Annotated in this window: 16 protein-coding genes; 6 read left to right on the forward strand and 10 right to left on the reverse strand. The window is 68.8% G+C overall.

All coding sequences use genetic code 11. The annotated features are described in order from the left end of the window. Positions 1 to 24: 24 nt before the first annotated feature. From rodA to E0H92_RS20320, 8 genes are all read right to left on the reverse strand, one after another. Entirely contained in the window at positions 25 to 1,191 is a 1,167-nt protein-coding gene (gene rodA, locus E0H92_RS20285; RefSeq protein WP_131497290.1) for a rod shape-determining protein RodA, read from the reverse strand. Beyond that, positions 1,191 to 3,245, reverse strand: coding sequence for a penicillin-binding protein 2 (mrdA, locus tag E0H92_RS20290; RefSeq protein ID WP_131497291.1), 2,055 nt, complete (start codon positions 3,243 to 3,245; stop codon positions 1,191 to 1,193). Before mrdA ends, rodA begins: the two co-directional genes overlap by 1 nt. Before the next feature lie 22 nt (positions 3,246 to 3,267). Beyond that, positions 3,268 to 3,801, reverse strand: coding sequence for a rod shape-determining protein MreD (mreD, locus tag E0H92_RS20295; protein WP_131459312.1), 534 nt, complete (start codon positions 3,799 to 3,801; stop codon positions 3,268 to 3,270). A gap of 1 nt (position 3,802) precedes the next feature. Next, entirely contained in the window at positions 3,803 to 4,774 is a 972-nt protein-coding gene (gene mreC, locus E0H92_RS20300) for a rod shape-determining protein MreC (protein ID WP_131459313.1), read from the reverse strand. 11 nt (positions 4,775 to 4,785) lie between these two features. Beyond that, positions 4,786 to 5,814 carry a rod shape-determining protein gene (mreB, locus tag E0H92_RS20305; RefSeq protein WP_272948512.1) on the reverse strand — a complete coding sequence of 343 codons (1,029 nt, stop codon included), beginning with the start codon at positions 5,812 to 5,814 and terminating at the stop codon, positions 4,786 to 4,788. 310 nt (positions 5,815 to 6,124) lie between these two features. Continuing rightward, positions 6,125 to 6,535 (reverse strand): nucleoside-diphosphate kinase, encoded by a 411-nt coding sequence (gene ndk / locus E0H92_RS20310; RefSeq protein WP_131497292.1) that lies wholly within the window; start codon positions 6,533 to 6,535, stop codon positions 6,125 to 6,127. Positions 6,536 to 6,573: 38 nt separating this feature from the next. After that, the gene (locus E0H92_RS20315; protein ID WP_131497293.1) at positions 6,574 to 6,909 is read right to left on the reverse strand and encodes a DUF4233 domain-containing protein; all 336 of its coding nucleotides are present in this window, start codon (positions 6,907 to 6,909) and stop codon (positions 6,574 to 6,576) included. Then, complete coding sequence (locus E0H92_RS20320) at positions 6,906 to 8,264, reverse strand: bifunctional folylpolyglutamate synthase/dihydrofolate synthase (RefSeq protein WP_131497294.1); 1,359 nt, start codon at positions 8,262 to 8,264, stop codon at positions 6,906 to 6,908. Before E0H92_RS20320 ends, E0H92_RS20315 begins: the two co-directional genes overlap by 4 nt. Positions 8,265 to 8,338: 74 nt before the next feature. Between E0H92_RS20320 and valS the strand changes: the two genes are divergently transcribed. Beyond that, positions 8,339 to 10,879 (forward strand): valine--tRNA ligase, encoded by a 2,541-nt coding sequence (valS, locus tag E0H92_RS20325; protein WP_131497295.1) that lies wholly within the window; start codon positions 8,339 to 8,341, stop codon positions 10,877 to 10,879. 142 nt (positions 10,880 to 11,021) lie between these two features. Continuing rightward, positions 11,022 to 11,732: a hypothetical protein gene (locus E0H92_RS20330; RefSeq protein WP_238173501.1), complete on the forward strand. Its 711-nt coding sequence runs from the start codon at positions 11,022 to 11,024 to the stop codon at positions 11,730 to 11,732. Positions 11,733 to 12,172: 440 nt separating this feature from the next. Here E0H92_RS20330 and E0H92_RS20335 read toward each other — a convergent pair whose 3' ends face one another. Further along, entirely contained in the window at positions 12,173 to 13,099 is a 927-nt protein-coding gene (locus E0H92_RS20335) for an AEC family transporter (RefSeq protein ID WP_131497296.1), read from the reverse strand. Positions 13,100 to 13,168: 69 nt separating this feature from the next. Beyond that, positions 13,169 to 13,690, reverse strand: a complete 522-nt coding sequence (locus tag E0H92_RS20340; protein ID WP_131459319.1) for a MarR family winged helix-turn-helix transcriptional regulator — start codon at positions 13,688 to 13,690, stop codon at positions 13,169 to 13,171. 77 nt (positions 13,691 to 13,767) lie between these two features. Between E0H92_RS20340 and E0H92_RS20345 the strand changes: the two genes are divergently transcribed. The 4 genes from E0H92_RS20345 to E0H92_RS20360 all read left to right on the forward strand — a co-directional run bounded on the left by E0H92_RS20345 (position 13,768) and on the right by E0H92_RS20360 (position 17,142). After that, positions 13,768 to 14,196: a PPOX class F420-dependent oxidoreductase gene (locus tag E0H92_RS20345; RefSeq protein WP_131497297.1), complete on the forward strand. Its 429-nt coding sequence runs from the start codon at positions 13,768 to 13,770 to the stop codon at positions 14,194 to 14,196. Then, a complete protein-coding gene (locus tag E0H92_RS20350) occupies positions 14,193 to 14,654 on the forward strand; it encodes a nitroreductase/quinone reductase family protein (RefSeq protein ID WP_131497298.1) in 462 nt (153 codons plus the stop codon). The genes E0H92_RS20345 and E0H92_RS20350 overlap by 4 nt, the downstream gene beginning before the upstream one ends. Before the next feature lie 75 nt (positions 14,655 to 14,729). Beyond that, a complete protein-coding gene (locus E0H92_RS20355; RefSeq protein WP_131459322.1) occupies positions 14,730 to 16,013 on the forward strand; it encodes a phosphodiester glycosidase family protein in 1,284 nt (427 codons plus the stop codon). Positions 16,014 to 16,125: 112 nt separating this feature from the next. After that, on the forward strand, positions 16,126 to 17,142 hold the full coding sequence (locus E0H92_RS20360; RefSeq protein ID WP_131497299.1) for a LacI family DNA-binding transcriptional regulator: 1,017 nt from the start codon (positions 16,126 to 16,128) through the stop codon (positions 17,140 to 17,142). Positions 17,143 to 17,144: the final 2 nt, after the last annotated feature.

The following is a 17,144-nucleotide window of genomic DNA, read 5'->3' on the forward strand; positions in this document are numbered from 1 at the left end:
TACCTGACGGGTCAGCTCAGCCGATCAGTACCTGTGCGAGCGGAGGTGGATGTTCTGCAGCAGACCGATCGCCAGCAGGCACGCGAACATCGACGAACCGCCGTACGACACGAACGGCAGCGGCAGGCCCGTGACCGGCATGATGCCGAGCGTCATCCCGATGTTCTCGAACGCCTGGAACGCGAACCAGCAGACGATCCCGGTCGCCACCAGCCGGCCGAACGCGTCCCGCGCGTTGACCGCGATCCGCAGCCCGCGGAACAGGATGATCGCGAACAGCACGATGATCGCGCCGGCGCCGATCAGCCCGAGCTCCTCCCCCGCGACCGTGAACACGAAGTCGGTGTGCTGCTCGGGAACGAACGCGTTCTGCGTCTGGCCGCCGTGGAACAGGCCCTGCCCGAACACGCCGCCGTTCCCGATCGCGATCCGCGCCTGGTTCACGTTGTACCCGATGCCCTGCGGATCCGACGACGGGTGCATGAACGCGGTGAAGCGGGCGATCTGGTACTCCTTCAGCACCTGCAGCTTGATCGCGATCGCTGCCACCAGCACGCCCGCGGTGAGCAGCCCCAGCATCCAGCGTTTCGGTACGCCGGACACCGCGATGATCCCGAACACGATCGACCCGAGCACCATCACGGTCCCGAGGTCCGGCTGCAGCATCACCAGGATCACCGGTACGGCGGCCACCCCGACCGCCTGTGCGACGTCGATGGTCCGGGCGTCCTCGTGACGGTCGGTCTCGCTCTTCTCCGCGATCAGCAGCGCCATCCCGACGATCACCGCGAGCTTGGCGAACTCGCTTGGCTGGATCGACATGAACGGCAGCTGGATCCAGGACCGCGACCCGTTGATCGTCGAGCCGACGCCGGGCACCAGGACCAGGATCAGTCCGACGATCGAGGCGGCGTACAGCACCGGGGCGAGGATCCGGACCCGGCGGTGGTCGGTGATCGCGGCGCCGATCGCGAGGATCAGGCCGATCGCGAAGTTCAGCGCGTGCCGGAGCAGGAACGCGTCCGGTTTGCCTTCTGTCAGCGAGGTCCGGTTGTGGGTCGCGGACCAGATCAGCAGCGCGCCGATGAACGACAGCGCGACCACGGCGAACACCAGGATCCAGTCGACGTGCCAGACCGTCGACCGGCGGTCCATCCGCGGCCTGGTCCGGATCGGGGCCAGTAGCGCCATCACTGCTCCGGCTTCTCTTGGCCGGGCGGCGGCGCGGGCTTGATGTTGTACAACGTCTCGTAGATCTTGCGGACCGCGTCACCGCCGGCGCCCGAACCGGTACCGGCCTGGCTGAGCATCATCACCACGGCGTACCGATCGGTGTACGACGCGAGCCACGACGTGGTCTGCTTCCCGTACACCTCGGCCGTACCGGTCTTGGCGCGGACCGGGATCTTGTCGAGCGGGAAGCCCTGGAACTTCCACGCCGCCGTACCGGTCTTGGTGGTGCCCTTCAGCGCGGTGTCGATGTACTTCAAGGTGTTCCGCGGCACCGGGAGCTTCGACTTCACGACCGGCTTGATCTCGTGCGGCTTGCCGTTCGCGCCGATCCAGGACTGGACGACGCGCGGCTCGTAGAGCGTGCCGCCGTTCGACAGGGCCGAGTAGACGGTCGCGAGCTGCAACGGCGTGATCGTGGTGTCGCCCTGGCCGATCGCGAAGTTCACCGCGTCACCGGCGCGGTACTTGTACCCGTCGACGCAGAACTCGCGGGCGAACTGCTTGAGGAACGCGGATGTCCCGGCGGGCGGGTTGGCCGCGATCTTGCAGTAGTAGTCCTTCTGCGCGTCGTAGTACGTCTTCTTCCACTTGCGGTCCGCGATCCGGCCGCTCACCTCACCGGGCAGGTCGACCCCGGTCGGCTTACCGAGTCCGAACTTCTGCGCCATCTCGACCAGCGGATCGCGGGTGCTGATGTCGCTGGAGTTGCCGCCCTCCTTGAGCCAGAGCGCGTACGCGATCCGGTAGAAGAACGTGTCGCAGGACAGCGCCAGCGCCTGGTCGAAGCCGATCATCCCGTACGACGCGGACTCGTAGTTCTTGAACCGGCGGTTGCCGACCTCGAAGTACGACGAGCAGTCGAGCCGCGTCTTCGGGCCGTACCCGGCGCTCATCGCGGCCGCCGTGGTGATCGGCTTGAACGTCGACCCAGGCGCCAGCTGGCCCTGCAGCGCGCGGGACACCAGCGGAGTCCCGGACTTGGTCGAGTAGAGCGCGTCCAGCTCGCGCTGGGTGATGCCGCCGACCCAGACTCCCGGGTCGTACGTCGGGTAGCTGGCCATCGCGACGACCCGCCCGGTCTTGGTGTCCATCACGACGGCTGCGCCGGAGTCGGCGACGTACTTGCGGTGGGTGACCGGGTCGGTCTGCTTCCGCGCGGTCATGATCGCGTTCTTCAACTGGGCCTCGACGGAGGCCTGGATGCGCGCGTCGATCGTCGTCACCAGCGTCGCGCCCGGGACCGGAGCGGTCTGCTTCTTGACACCGGTCGTGTACCCGACCGCGTCGACGATCACGTCCTTCTCGCCCGGCGCACCGCGCAGGAGCTTGTCGTACGACCGCTCGACACCGGCCCGCCCGACCAGGTCCGAGCGGTGCGGGACCGAGTCCTGCCCGGCCTTGTCCATGTCCTCGAGCTCTTCGGTCGTGATCGGCGACAGGTACCCGAGGATGTGCGCCGCGTTCACCTTGTACGGCGACGGATACGCGCGCAGCGTCTGCGAGTCGGCGGCGATCCCGGGGAAGTCCTCGCGGCGCTCCATCACCTCGATCGCGACCTGCTCGCTGACATCCTTCGCGACCGGGATCGGCTGGTACGGCGTGCCGTTCCAGCAGGCGGGCGGTTTCGACGCACCCGGCTCACCGCACAGCATCGTGCGCGCCTTCAGGTCCTTCGGCTTCTGGCCGAGCACCTTCGCGAGGCGGGCGAGCACGACGTTCTGCTGGCTCTCCGGAAGTTTGGCGAGCACCGAGCGGTCGACGGTGATCACCACCGAGACCCGGTTGCCGACGAGGGTCCGGCCCTGCGAGTCGACGATCGTGCCGCGCGGCGCCGGGACGAGCACTTGGCGGATGTGCTGCTGGGTGGCCGCCTGGCTGTAGTCCGCGCTCGACATCACCTGCATGTACCAGAGGCGGCCGAACAGCGTGCACAGCAACGAGAAGACCAGCACCCCGATCACGAATAACCGGAGCCGGGCCTTCAACGGCGCTTCGAAACCGTCCCAGCTCATGACAGCGGCTCTGGAGGTTTGCTCATGGGGCGACCCGGCGGCGTTCGCGCGCGGGCTGGACGCGGCCCATGATCCACATCACCAGTGGGATCACCACGATCGCGCCGACCACGTCGTACCCGGCGGCGATGCCGAGGCGGACGCCGAACTCGCCCCAGTCGACCGACGGGTCGTGCAGCAGCGATCCGGTCGCGCTGTAGATGAAGAACGACACGGCCGTCCCGAGCACGACGGTCAGCGCGACGCCGAGCGGCCCGACCGGGCTGCCGGAGGTCTCGCGGCGGATCAGCCCGGCGATGTACCCCGCGATCGCCAGCGACAACGCCCACCGGCCGGCGGTGTGGTCGGCGGGCGGCACGACGTCGAGCAGCAGACCGCCCATGAAACCGGCGATCGCGCCCCACTCCGGCCCGCGGGACAGCGCCAGCGCGATCACCACGATCAGCGTCAGGTCACACGTCACCCCGGCGACCGCGATATTCGTCAGCACGGACGTCTGCACGGTGACGGCGATCATCAGGAACAGGGCAGCCAACCCGATCCGTAGTGCAATCACATCAGTTCCCCTTCCCTGTGAGTTGTGGGCGCGGTGCCCGGGCGGGTGGCCCGGTGACCACGCCGACGGTGTCGATCCGGGTCGGATCGACGTACGGCTTGACGGTCGCGGTGGACCCCAGTGACCCCTCGTTCGCCGTCACCGACGTGACGACGCCGATCGGGACGCCCGGCACGTACGGCGCGTTGCCGCTGGAGCCCCAGGTGACGATCCGGTCGCCGACCTTCGGCCGCGCCTTCAGGTCGATCAGCTTGTAGTCGAGGGTGCCGCCGACCTCGCCACGTCCGGAGACGAAGCCGAGTGCCATCGACGCGTTCAGCCGGCCGCCGACGGTCGAGTTCCGGTCGCCGATCAGCAGCACGGTCGCGGTCCCCTGGGTGGTCCGCACCACCCGGCCGACCAGACCGGTGCCGTTCAGCACGGTCATGTCGGTGTGCACGCCGTCCGCCGTCCCGGCGTCGATCGTGACCGTGTGGCTGAACGTCTGCGCACTGCCGATCCCGATCACCCGGGCCGGCGTCATCGTGTACGCCGGCGCGACCTTGAGCAGCTTGTCCAGCTCCTGCGCCCGGTTGCGGGCGTAGTCGGAGGTGGTCAGCTCCCGGGTCAGGTCCTCGTTGTCCTTCTTCAGTTTTTCGTTCTCTGCTTTCAACCTATCCATTTCCGCGAATCGGTCGCGGAGGTTGTCCACAGGCTGCCGGGCCGAGGTCGCGGTGGACTCCAGCGGGCCGAAAACACCGGCCGCGGCCTCCCGCAACGGCTCGACCGGCGAACCGGCCGACCGGCGGGCGTCGAGCACGATCAGCGTGAAACAGGCCAGCACCACCAGCAACAGCACAGTACGGCGGCGGCGCACGTCACGCGACGTACCGGCCGACCGCAGCGGAGCCTCCCCCGCCGACCGGAACGCGCTCCGGGGCGAGGTGCTCCGGGACGACGTACCGCGGGACGGGCTACCGAGGTCTTTGAGCATCGCCTGCTACCTCAGCGCCGGTTGTCGGTGACCAGGATGCGGTTGAGGGTCTCGATGTTGTCGACACACTTGCCGGCGCCCAGGACGACCGCGTCCAGCGGGTTCTCGGCGACGTGGATCGGGATGCCGGTCTCGTGCCGCAGCCGCTCGTCCATCCCCTTCAGCAGCGCGCCGCCGCCGGTCAGCACGATGCCGCGGTCGACGATGTCGCCGGCCAGCTCCGGCGGGGTCTTGTCCAGGGTGGCCTTGACCGCGTCGACGATCGCGGTGATCGGCTCCTCGATCGCCTGCCGCATGTCCGCCGACGACACCTTCACGGTCCGCGGCAGGCCGGAGACCATGTCCCGGCCGCGGATCTCGCTGTCCGGGCCGTCGGTGGTCGGGAACGCGGACCCGATCGTCATCTTGATCTGCTCCGAGGTGGCCTCGCCGAGCAGCAGCGAGAACTCCTTCTTGCAGTAGTTCACGATCGCCTTGTCGATGGCGTCGCCGGCCACCCGGATCGACTGGCTGGTGACGATGCCGCCGAACGAGATGACCGCGACCTCCGTCGTACCGCCGCCGATGTCGACGACCATGTTGCCTGTGGCGTCGCGGACCTCGAGGTTCGAGCCGAGCGCGGCGGCCATCGGCTCCTCGATGATGTACACCTTGCGGGCGCCGGCCATGTACCCGGCGTCGCGGACCGCGCGCTGCTCGACCGCGGTGATCCCGGAGGGGACGCAGACCACGATCCGCGGCTTCGCGAAGTACCGCCTGCGGTGTACGCGCTGGATGAAGTACCGCAGCATCTGCTCGGCGGCGTCGAAGTCGGCGATCACACCGTCCTTGAGCGGCCGGATCGCGGTGATGTTGCCCGGCGTCCGGCCGATCATCTTCTTCGCCTCGTGCCCGAACGCGACCGCCTCGCGCGGTTCGTCGGTCCGGGTCGCCACCACCGACGGCTCGTTCAGCACGACACCCCGGCCGCGCACGTAGACCAGCGTGTTCGCCGTCCCGAGATCGACCGCCATGTCGCGGCCCAGCATGCTGTTCGCCACCGCGGCACCTCCCAATCGACCCCAACTCAGGCTAAGCGCCGCCCGCGCACAGCCCGTGGACCGACACGACCCGTCCGCCCAGAACAGATCGTATCGGTCCGACCACCACCAGTCCGCATCGGCCCGCAGACACCAAGAATCCAAGGCCATCCAGCGTCACAACAACGTCAGCTCGTACCTCTCGACAGTACGTATACGTCCACTACCAAGTGATCCGGGCAGCTCCAAGGCGTACCAGGGTCTGCATGCAGACATATACGTACTGTTCAGCTGCAGATTTCGAGCCTGATCAGCGGTCGGCTGCTGCGCGTCAGGGGAGGTCGGGGAACCAGATCTTGATCTCGCGGGTGGCGGATTCCTCGGAGTCGGAGCCGTGGACGAGGTTTTCGCGGTTGGAGAGGGAGAGGTCGCCGCGGATGGTGCCGGGGGCGGCCTTGCGGCCGTCGGTGGCGCCGTTCAGGGCGCGGACGACCTCGATCGCCTCGTCGCCCTCGAGGACCAGCGCGACCATCGGGCCGCTGGTGACGAAGTCCCGCAGCGGCGGGTAGAAGGCCTTCTCGACGTGCTCGGCGTAGTGCTGGTCGGCCAGCTCGCCGTCGATCGTGCGCAGGTCCATGGCGACGATCCGGAGCCCCTTGGCCTCGAACCGGCCCAGCACCTCACCGATCAGGCCACGGCGGACCGTGTCGGGCTTGAGCAGGACCAGGGTGCGCTGCGACATCTGTCAACTCTCTCTCGAAGTAGCCGGGGCGGATGAGCCTAACCGGTCGGTGCCTCGTGCGCCTTCTTAGCCGCTTCGATGCGGCGGCCGAGGACGATGGCGGCGACCCAGAAGGCCGCGAAGAACAGGCCGAGGACGAACATCACGGGGACGACGAAGCCGAGTCCGACCGCGCCGACCTGGACCGCCGAACCGAGCACGTATCCGGCCTGGAACCGGAGCAGGCCGGCTGCGAGCAACGCCAGTACGAAAAGCCCGAGGCAGACCGGGATCGCGACCGCGGGACGGATGTCCGCGACCGAGATCATCACCGGTGTGACGAGGGCGAGCACGACCGACTCGAACGCGAGCACGATCGACGCGAGCGACCTCACTGCTCGCCCTTCCCCTTGCGGACCAGCAGCGCCCGCGCCTCACCGGCGGTGATGACCGAACCGGTGACCAGTACGCCGCCGCTCCCGAGCGCGACCGCGTTCTCCTCGGCGAGCCGGATCGCGTCGTCGATCGCGTCGATCAGGTGCGGGCGGACCAGGACACGCTCCTCGCCGAACACCTCGGCGGCCAACTGCCCGAGCTCCTCGGCCGGCATCGACCGCTCGACGAAGCTGTTCCGGGTGCAGACGACCGTTTCCATGATCGGCTCGTACGCCTCGAGGACGCCGTACACGTCCTTGTCCTTCATACAGCCCAGTACGCCGATCAGCGGCTGGAACTGGAACGCCTCCGACACCGCAGCCGCGGTCGCCTCCGCGCCGTGCGGGTTGTGCGCGGCGTCGACGACGATCGTCGGGCTGTTCCGGACGACCTCGAGCCGGCCGGGGCTGGTGACCTGCTCGAACCCGGCCTGCAGCAGTTCGGTGGTGACACGGCCCTCGGTCTCCGGACTGGCGCCGAGCAGGGCCTCGACCGCGGCGACGGCGGTGGCCGCGTTGTGCGCCTGGTACTCACCGTGCAACGGGATGAACAGATCGTCGTACTCGCCGCCGAGGCCCTTGAGCGAGACGACCTGGCCGCCGACCGCGAGTGCCCGGCTGACGACGCCGAACTCGATCCCCTCACGGGCGACCTGCGCGCCCACCTCGGCGGCCTTGCGGAGCAGGACCTCGAAGACCTCCAGGCTCTGCTGCGCGATCACCGTCGTACCGCCGGCCTTGATGATGCCGGACTTCTCGCCCGCGATCGTGACCGGATCCGCGCCCAGCAGGTGCGCGTGGTCGACCGCGACCGGGGTGATCACCGACACCGCGCCGTCGGCGACGTTGGTGGAGTCCCAGCTCCCGCCGAGGCCGACCTCGATCACCGCGACGTCGACCGGGGCGTCCGCGAACACGGCGTACGCCATCGCGGTCATCACCTCGAAGAACGTCAGCGGGTGCTCCTGCTCGGCGTCGACGACGTCGAGGTACGGCGCGATCTCCTCGTACGCGTCGACGAAGCGCTGCTCGCTGATCGGTTCGCCGTCCAGCGTGATCCGCTCCCGGACCGACTCCAGGTGCGGGCTGGTGAACCGTCCGGTCCGCAGGCCGGTCTCGCGCAGCAGGGTGTCGATCATCCGCGCCGTGGACGTCTTGCCGTTGGTCCCCGTCAGGTGCACCACCGGGTAGGCCTTCTGCGGGTCGCCGAGCAGCTCGACGAGTCGCCGCACGCGCTCCAGGGTGGGCTCGATCTTGTGCTCCGGCCAGCGCTGCTGGAGCCGTGCCGATACCTCGGCGAAGGAAAGGTCGCTCATCAGAAAGCCAAGTCTAGGAGGGGCTGTGGATAAAGCGGTCGGAGCACCCCTTGACAACCACTAACATTGTGCGCATGAGCCAGACGTCCCGTGTTCCAGACAAGCCCAGCCTCGACGGTCTCGAGGAGAAGTGGGCTGCCGTATGGAAGGAGCAGCAGACCTACGCCTTCGACCGCACCGCCGAGCGTGCCGATGTCTATTCCATCGACACGCCGCCGCCGACGGTCTCCGGGTCGCTGCACGTCGGGCACATCTTCAGCTACACCCACACCGACCTGGTCGCGCGGTACCAGCGGATGCGCGGGAAGAAGGTCTTCTACCCGATCGGCTGGGACGACAACGGCCTGCCCACCGAGCGCCGCGTCCAGAACTACTACGGTGTCAAGTGCGACCCCTCGCTGCCGTACGACCCGGACTTCACTCCGCCGGCCAAGCCGGACCCGAAGAAGCAGGTCCCGATCTCCCGGCAGAACTTCGTCGACCTGTGCGGTGAGCTCACGCATATCGACGAGCAGGCGTTCGAGGCGATGTGGCGCCAGGTCGGCCTGAGCGTCGACTGGTCGTACCTCTACACCACGATCTCCGAGGACTCCCGGCGTACGTCGCAGCGCGCGTTCCTGCGCAACTTCGCCCGCGGCGAGGCGTACCTGGCCGAGGCGCCGACGGTCTGGGACGTCACGTTCCAGACCGCGGTCGCGCAGGCCGAGATGGAGGCGCGGCCGTATCCGGGCGCCTACCACCGGATCTCCTTCCACGGCGCGGACGGCCCGATCTACATCGAGACCACCCGGCCGGAGCTGATCCCGGCCGTCGTCGCGCTGATCGCGCACCCGAACGACGACCGCTACAAGCACCTGTTCGGTACGACGGTGAAGTCGCCGCTGTTCGGTGTCGAGGTCCCCGTCCTGGCGCACGAGGCCGCCGAGATGGACAAGGGCGCCGGCATCGCGATGTGCTGCACCTTCGGCGACCAGACCGACATCCAGTGGTGGCGCGAACTGCAACTCCCGGTCCGCACAGTCGTCGGCCGCGACGGCCGGCTGCTGCGCGACACCCCGGCCTGGCTCGAGGGCTCCGAGCTGTACGGCGAACTCGCCGGGAAGACGATCTTCAGCGCGCGCGAGCTGATGGTCCAGAAGCTGCGGGACAGCGGCGACCTGGACGGCGAGCCGAAGAAGACCGAGCGGATGGCGAACTTCTACGAGAACGGCGACAAGCCGCTCGAGATCGTCTCCACACGGCAGTGGTACATCACCAACGGCGGCCGCGACGCCGGGCTCAAGCAGGAGTTCCTCGAGCGCGGCACCGAGCTCGCCTGGGTCCCGGAGCACATGCGGCACCGCTACCTGAACTGGGTCGAGGGCCTGAACGGCGACTGGCTGATCTCCCGCCAGCGGTACTTCGGCGTCCCGTTCCCGGTCTGGTATCCGCTGAACCACGACGGCGAGCCGGACTACGACCACCCGCTGATGCCGTCCGAGGCCGAGCTGCCGATCGACCCGACCTCGCAGGCGCCGCGCGGGTACGACGAGTCGCAGCGCGGCAAGCCGGGCGGGTTCGAGGCCGACCCCGATGTGATGGACACCTGGGCGACGTCGTCGCTGACACCGCACATCGTCTGCGGCTGGGAGCGGGACGACGACCTGTTCCGCCGTACCTTCCCGATGGACCTGAACACGCACGCGCACGAGATCATCCGCACCTGGCTGTTCTCCCGCGTCGTCCGGGCGCACTTCGAGAACGGCACGCTGCCGTGGGCGCGGTCGCTGATCTCCGGCTTCGTCGTCGACCCGGACCGCAAGAAGATGTCGAAGTCCAAGGGCAACGCGATCGTCCCGTCGGAGATCCTGGAGAAGTTCGGCTCGGACGCGGTCCGCTGGCGGGCCGCGATGGCGCGGCCGGGGCTGGACTCGCCGTTCGACGAGTCGCAGATGAAGGTCGGACGCCGGCTCGCGATCAAGGTCCTGAACGCGTCGAAGTTCGTTCTCGGGTTCGGGGCGACCACGATCGACCCGGCCGCGGTGACCGAGCCCATCGACCTGGCCATGCTCCAGAAGCTGCGGTCGGTCGTCGAGGACGCCACGGCGGCCTTCGACCGGTACGACTACACCGGCGCGCTGGAGATCAGCGAGCGGTTCTTCTGGACGTTCTGCGACGACTACGTCGAGCTGGTCAAGGAACGCGCGTACGGCGGTCAGGGCGAGGCCGCCGCTGCCTCGGCGAAGGCGGCGCTGGCGGTGGCGTTGTCGGTTCAGCTCCGGCTGCTGGCGCCGTACCTGCCGTTCGCGACCGAAGAGGTCTGGTCGTGGTGGCAGGAGGGCTCGATCCACACCTCGCAGTGGCCGACGGCGGACGGCGACCTCGCGGTCGCGGCGCAGGAACCCGAGGTCCTCGACGCGGTCTCCGAGGTGCTCGCGGGGATCCGCGGTGCGAAGTCCGAGGAGAAGGTCTCGATGAAGACCGAGGTCTCCAAGGTCGAGGTCACCGGGCCGGCCGCCCGGCTGGCGCTGGCCGAGCGCGCCGAGCCGGACCTGCGCGCCGCCGGCCGGATCACCGGTGAGATCGTCTGGCACGCGGACGACTCCGACACGGTCAAGGTCGTCGCGACGCTCTGATGACACGGACAGGCGCCCGTCTCCTGCTGGGGAGGCGGGCGCTTGTTCGTTCGGAGGTTCGACTACGGTTTGTCATGATGTGGAACCATCGGGCCGAGCCGACCGCTGCACCCCGTGCCCCTGACGTCCGAGGAGCCAAGCGATGAGCGATCCCACCAACCCGGCCGACCCCAAGAAGCAGGCCGCCGACGACACCACCGAACTGGCTCCGGTCCCGGCCGTCGACGCACCCGCGACCGACCCGGCCAAGGACGCTGGAGCGACGGCCGTGGCGGCGAAGGACGCGTCGGCAGACTCGGGCGAGCCGCCGAAGAAGAAGGGGCTGGGACGGTTCAGGCTTCGTGGGCCGTGGGTGACCGTCGGCAGTGCGGTGGTCGTACTGATCGTGCTGGCTGTGCTCGGGTACCTGTGGGGTCTCGGCCCGCTCAGCCGCCTGAACGCGGAGCGTGCGATCACCCCGCCGGCCAAGGTCGCGGGCCTCGACCGCATCACCGACCCCGAGATCCGCAGCCAGGCCCAGCTCGACCAGACCCGGGACGCGCTGAGCCGGATCAACGACGGCAAGAAGGTCATGGTCGAGGCGTACGGCAGTCTCGAGGGCGACCGTTTCTACGTCCTGATCGCCCTCCGCGGCCGCGTCGACATCGACAAGGTCGTCGCGGACTCCGGCGCCACCGCCGACAAGATCAAGAAGATCGGCCACTCCACCTGCATCGAAGCCGCCGGCAACCTCCCCACCCAGTGCTACCGCGGCTCCAACACCCTCACCGTCATAGCCCAATCCGCCAACGAAGGCGTAGCAGTAGACCAGGTAGAACCCATAGCCGAAGAAGCCTTCAAAGCCATGCGCTAGAGCGCGCTTGTGACCCTGGTCAGAGCTGGGCGTCAGGGCCCCAGGGATATCCGGCTCTTCTGACTGATCCGTGGGCGGGCCGGGTGTCGAGTCGTGGGTTTTGGCGGGAACCTGCAGCATCGATCCACGAGTCGCGGTTTCGGGGACCGACCAAACGCCACGACTCGACGCCCCGGGGAGCGTGAGTTGCCGTGGCTGGGAAAGAAATGGTCACTCCACGCACATTTGTTTCCCGGCTCCTCAGGTACTGCACGAACCCGAGCAGCAATCCTCCCCGCTCGGCCGCGTCCCGCGCAGATGCGTCCAGAAGCACCTAACGGAGACAACCAAACTTGGTACGTTCATCTTTGGTTGTGTCGCGCGCGGGCCACTCAGAGGGTCGCACAGTCAGACCCGTGGCGCGAGAGTCGCCCTTCCGCCGTTCGCCGCCTGGCGCTGAGTCAGGTGAGTAGGCCGGCTATGAGGATCATGGTGGGGATTGAGAGCAGGGTGCTGAGGAGGACTGCGCTTCGGGCTAGGGTGCGGCTGGCTCGGTAGTGGACTGCGTAGACGTAGACGTTTTGGGCTGTGGGGAGGGCGGCTAGGAGGGTTGGGGCCAGGAGGGCCGTGCCGTGGAGGTCGAGGGCCCAGCGGGCGATTGCGTAGGCGGCCAGCGGTTGTACGAAGGTTTTCAGGGCGACGGCTAGTACGACGTCTCGCCGTACGGTGATCGAGTCCTTGGTGCCCGCGCTCAGGCTGAGGCCGTAGGCCACCAGCGCGACTGGGACCGCCGCCGCGGCGACCAGGTCGATCGGGCGCATCACGATCTCCGGCAACCGCACGCCGAGTACCGAAATCAGCAGGCCGAGCAGCGACGCGACCGTCAGCGGATTGCGGAAGGGTCGGGTCACGACGGTCCGCAGCGACACCCGCCGCCCGCTCCCCTGCCGGTCACCGTCCAGTACGGCGAACGCCACCGGCGCCATGATCAGCACCTGGAACAGCACGATTGGCGCCACCAACGCACCGTCGCCCAGCACGTACGCCGCCACCGGTACGCCGAGATTGCCCGCGTTCACGTACGACGACGCGAGGACGCCGATCGTCGCCTGGGACCGTGTCCGCCGCCAGATCACCGCGGCGATCAACAGGAACAGCGCCTGCACCACGAACAGGCTGACCAGGTTGGTGACGAGGACCACCGAGAAGATCGCCTTCAGGTCCGCCCGCGCGACGGTCGTGAACAGCAGCGCCGGGGTCGCCACGAAGAACGCCAGCCGGGACAGGACGAGCTCGTCCTCTTTCCGCAGTACGCCGAAGACGCCGACGACGTACCCGAGCACGGCCACAGCGACCAGTGCGGCGAAGGCACCGACGACGGCGGACATCTCAGCTGCTCAGCGGGGTGGACACGCCATCGATCGTAGGGGTAAGCGCTGTCCGTGGCGGGTGGGTGCTCAGGAGCTGGATGGTGACGTGCGGCACCTCGTGATGATGCCGGCCATGACTGCCCGGAAGTGTTCCCGATCGGCGTCGCTGAGGTGCCCGATCAGCTCGTTCAGGGCCTCACCGACCTCGGCGTGAAAGGCGATCGCGGCGCGGCGGCCGGGATCGGTCAGCGTCACCTGCACAGCCCGCCGATCGCCCGGGACCGGCGAACGCTCGGCCAGGCCGCGCTTCTCGGCGCGATCCATCAGCCCGGTCAGCGCGGCCTTCTCGACGCCGAAGCACTGCGCGAGCTCGGCCATGCCCTTGGGTCCGTCGAGCAGGACGCACAGCAGCTTCGCCTGCACCGGCGTCAGGTCGTGCCGCTCGGAAATGCCCGCGTACAGGCCCTGGACCATCCCGGTGACCTGCACCAATCCAGCGGCCGCGTCCAGCTCCGCGGGGTCCACGCCGGCGCCGTGGACCTGCGCGAACCCGGCGAATCGCGCGCCGCGGGAGCGGGCGCGTTCCGGGGGCGTTTCCGTCTCGCTCACCTTGTTCACGGTACATGGCCTGTATAGTTAATGACGCATACTATCAATGCCGTTAACTATCGAGCAGAGGAGATCCGATGTCGTTCAGCGCAGCGGAGATCGCCTATCTGCGGTCCCAGCCCCTGGGCCGCCTCGCCACCGTCGCGGGCGACGGGCAGCCGGACGCCGTCCCGGTCGGTTTCGAGTACGACGGGACGCACCTGTACATCGGCGGGATCGACCCGGTCCGCACCCGCAAGTACCGCAACGTCCGCGACGGGCAGACCAAGGTCGCGTTCGTCGTCGACGACCTGGTGTCGACGCGCCCGTGGATCCCGCGCTACCTCCGGATCTACGGCGAGGCGGAGGTCGTCGAGCGCGACGGTCAGTTCGGTACGTCGCCGTACCTGCGGATCACGCCGACGGTGTCCTGGAGCTTCAACCTCGAGGGCCGCCCGTTCACGCACGACGAGAAGGTCACCACGACGCGGACCGTGCACAGTTTCGAGGCGGTGGCGAGCCGATGAGCTTCGACACCCGCGCCGGTTCCCGCGGCGCCCGGCAGCCCGGCGGCCGGCTCCTGCACTGGTTCAACAGGTTCAACGCCCGTCGCATCCGGCGCCGAGGAGGCGGCAAGTTCAGGGGCGGCGACGCGTTGGTGCTGCGGACGATCGGGCGGAAGTCCGGTGCCGAGCGGGCGACGCCGGTCGCCTGGTTCGCGGACGCCGACGGCAACCGGCTGATCGTCGCCTCCGCGGCCGGCGCGGCCGGCAACCCGGCGTGGTACTACAACCTCGCCGCGAACCCTGACCAGGTCCGTATCGAGGTCGCCGGCGAGGCGATCGAGGTCCGCGCCGAGCAGCTGCACGGAGCGGAGCGTGCGGAGGCATGGGAGCGCATCACCACGGCGTCGCCCGGTTTCGCCGAGTACCAGGTGAAGACCGACCGGGAGCTGCCGATCATCCGGCTCGTCGAGCGGCGCTGAACCGTAACCTGGAAGATGCTGACGAGTCAGGCCGAGGTCTAGAAAGATTCCACCGGATCCTCGGAGGATGGTCGTATGACTACTTCCGCTCGAGTGATCAAGGCCGCGGTCGGCGCGGCCGCGGTGTTCGGCGTCCTGGCCACCGGTCTGCCGAACGCCGGTGCCGCACCGGCGCAGCACCAGGTGGCCGTGCAGGGCCTGCCGATCGGCGACGCCGACCTGGCCGAGACCCGGACCGTCCAGACGCTGGCGCGCGGCGTCACGCTGACCCGGATCGTCCGCGGTACCGACCCGGCGCCGGCCGACCAGATCAACACCACGCCGCGCGGCCCGTGGGTCGTCAACGTGCTCACGATCGACCCGCGGACCGCGAACGGCCACCTCAAGGCGACGTACGGTCCCGATCTGGCCCGCGTCGAGAAGACCTCGGACCTGGTGAAGTCGTCCGGCGCGCTGGCCGGCGTGAACGCCTCGTTCTTCACCTTCACCGCGAACCCGCAGTACCCGGGCGACCCGGTCGGGCTCGGCCTGTTCGACGGCAAGCTGCTCAGCGAACCGCTCGCCGACCCGACCGAGGCCAACCTCGTGATCGATGCCAAGAGCAACAGAGTGGTCACCGGCCACCTGCGCTGGACCGGCGCCGTCCGCAACCGCTTCACCGGCGCCGAGCTCCCGCTCGAGTTCCTCAACCACCCGCCGGTGATCCCGGCCGCCTGCGCGACGCTCCCCGACCAGACCGCTTGCACTGTGCCGGGTGACGTCGTCCGGTTCACTCCCGAGTTCGCCGCCTCGACTCCGGCGGGCGCCGGCGTGGAGGTCGTGCTGGACCGCCGCGGTTGCGTTGTCCGTACGTCGACCACCCGCGGTACTGCGCTCAGCCCGAGCCAGACGTCGTTGCAGGCGACCGGCCAGGACACTGTCGCGCTCCTCGCGCTGGCCAAGGGCTGCCTGCGCACGGATCTCGCGGTGTCGGACGAGACCGGCCGCAAGGTCCCGCTGCGCAGCGGGCTGTACGGCGTGACGGGCCGGTATCAGCTGACCAAGAACGGTGAGATCGTCGTACCGGACGGCACTGGCAGCTTCTTCGATCGCAACCCGCGCACGATCGCCGGCACGACCCGCGGCGGCAAGATCGTCCTCGCCACCATCGACGGCCGCCAGACCACGAGCGTCGGCACCACGATGGACGAGACCGCCGCGGTCGCGAAGGCGCTCGGCCTGTCCGACGCGATCAACCTCGACGGCGGCGGCTCCACCGCGATGGCTCTCGGCGACGGCACGGTCGTCAACCACCCGAGCAGCACCGGCGGCGCCGAGCGCGCGGTCGGCGACGCGGTGGTCTTCGTCCCGGGCCGGTGAACCGGTAGGACGTCGACCCGCTCGGCTGATGTGACTCAGGTCACATCAGCCGAGCCATTGACGTTCTGACTACGTAGACACATTCTGACTACGCAGTCAGAATGGAGGACGCATGAGCGAGGCGAAGCCGAGTAGTACGGATGTCGCACGGCTGGCCGGCGTCTCGCAGAAGACGGTGTCCCGGGTCCTGAACGGTGAGCCGTACGTCAAGGAAGAGGTCCGACTCCGGGTGCAGGCCGCCGTACGGGAGCTCGGCTACCGGCGCAACGACGCGGCCCGGGCGCTCAACTCCGGCCGGACGAAGCGGATCGGCGTCGTGTGCCTCGGTACGGCGCTGTTCGGGCCGTCGACGCAACTCGTCGCGATCGAACAGACCCTGCGGACGACCGGCTACTCGGTGAGCATCGTCAACACGCTCGAAGGCGACACGATCGCCGACGTGGTCGAGCACCTGCGCGAGCAAGGCGTGGACGGCATCATCTTGTCCGAGCCCATCGACGAGGGCGACGGCGTACCGATCGACGTCGACATCCCGGTGCTCAGCTTCGGGCGGTTCCCCGGGCTCAGTGCGAAGCCGAGCATCGACACCGGCGGCGACAACATCGGCGCCGGCCGGACCGCTACCGAACACCTGCTCGGCCTCGGGCACGAGACGGTCTGGCATGTGGCCGGCCCGCAACGCTGGTGGGCCGCCCGCGATCGCCTGGCCGGCTGGCGGCAGGCGCTGGCCGACGCCGGCGCCCCCGAACCCCCTGTGCTGGAAGGCGATTGGCTGCCCGCCTCCGGCTATGCGGCCGGCCGTGAACTGGCCGCGAACCACGACGTCACCGCGGTCTTCGTCGCCAACGACGACATGGCCATCGGAGTACTGCGTGCCTTCACCGAGGCCGGCCGATCGGTCCCCGAGGACGTCAGCATCGTCGGCTTCGACGACATCCCGACGGCGGCGTTCCTGACGCCGCCGCTCACCACCGTCCCGCAGGACTTCGACGTCCACGTCGCCCGCGGGATCGCGAACCTGGTCACAGAGATCGAGTCGCCCACCGGTGACCGCTCTCCGCTGCCGGAGCCACCGCCGCTCCGGCTCGTCGTCCGTCAATCCACCGCAGCACCCCGCACGGCGCGCTGACC

Source organism: Kribbella speibonae, assembly GCF_004331375.1.
GTDB lineage: Bacteria > Actinomycetota > Actinomycetes > Propionibacteriales > Kribbellaceae > Kribbella > Kribbella sindirgiensis.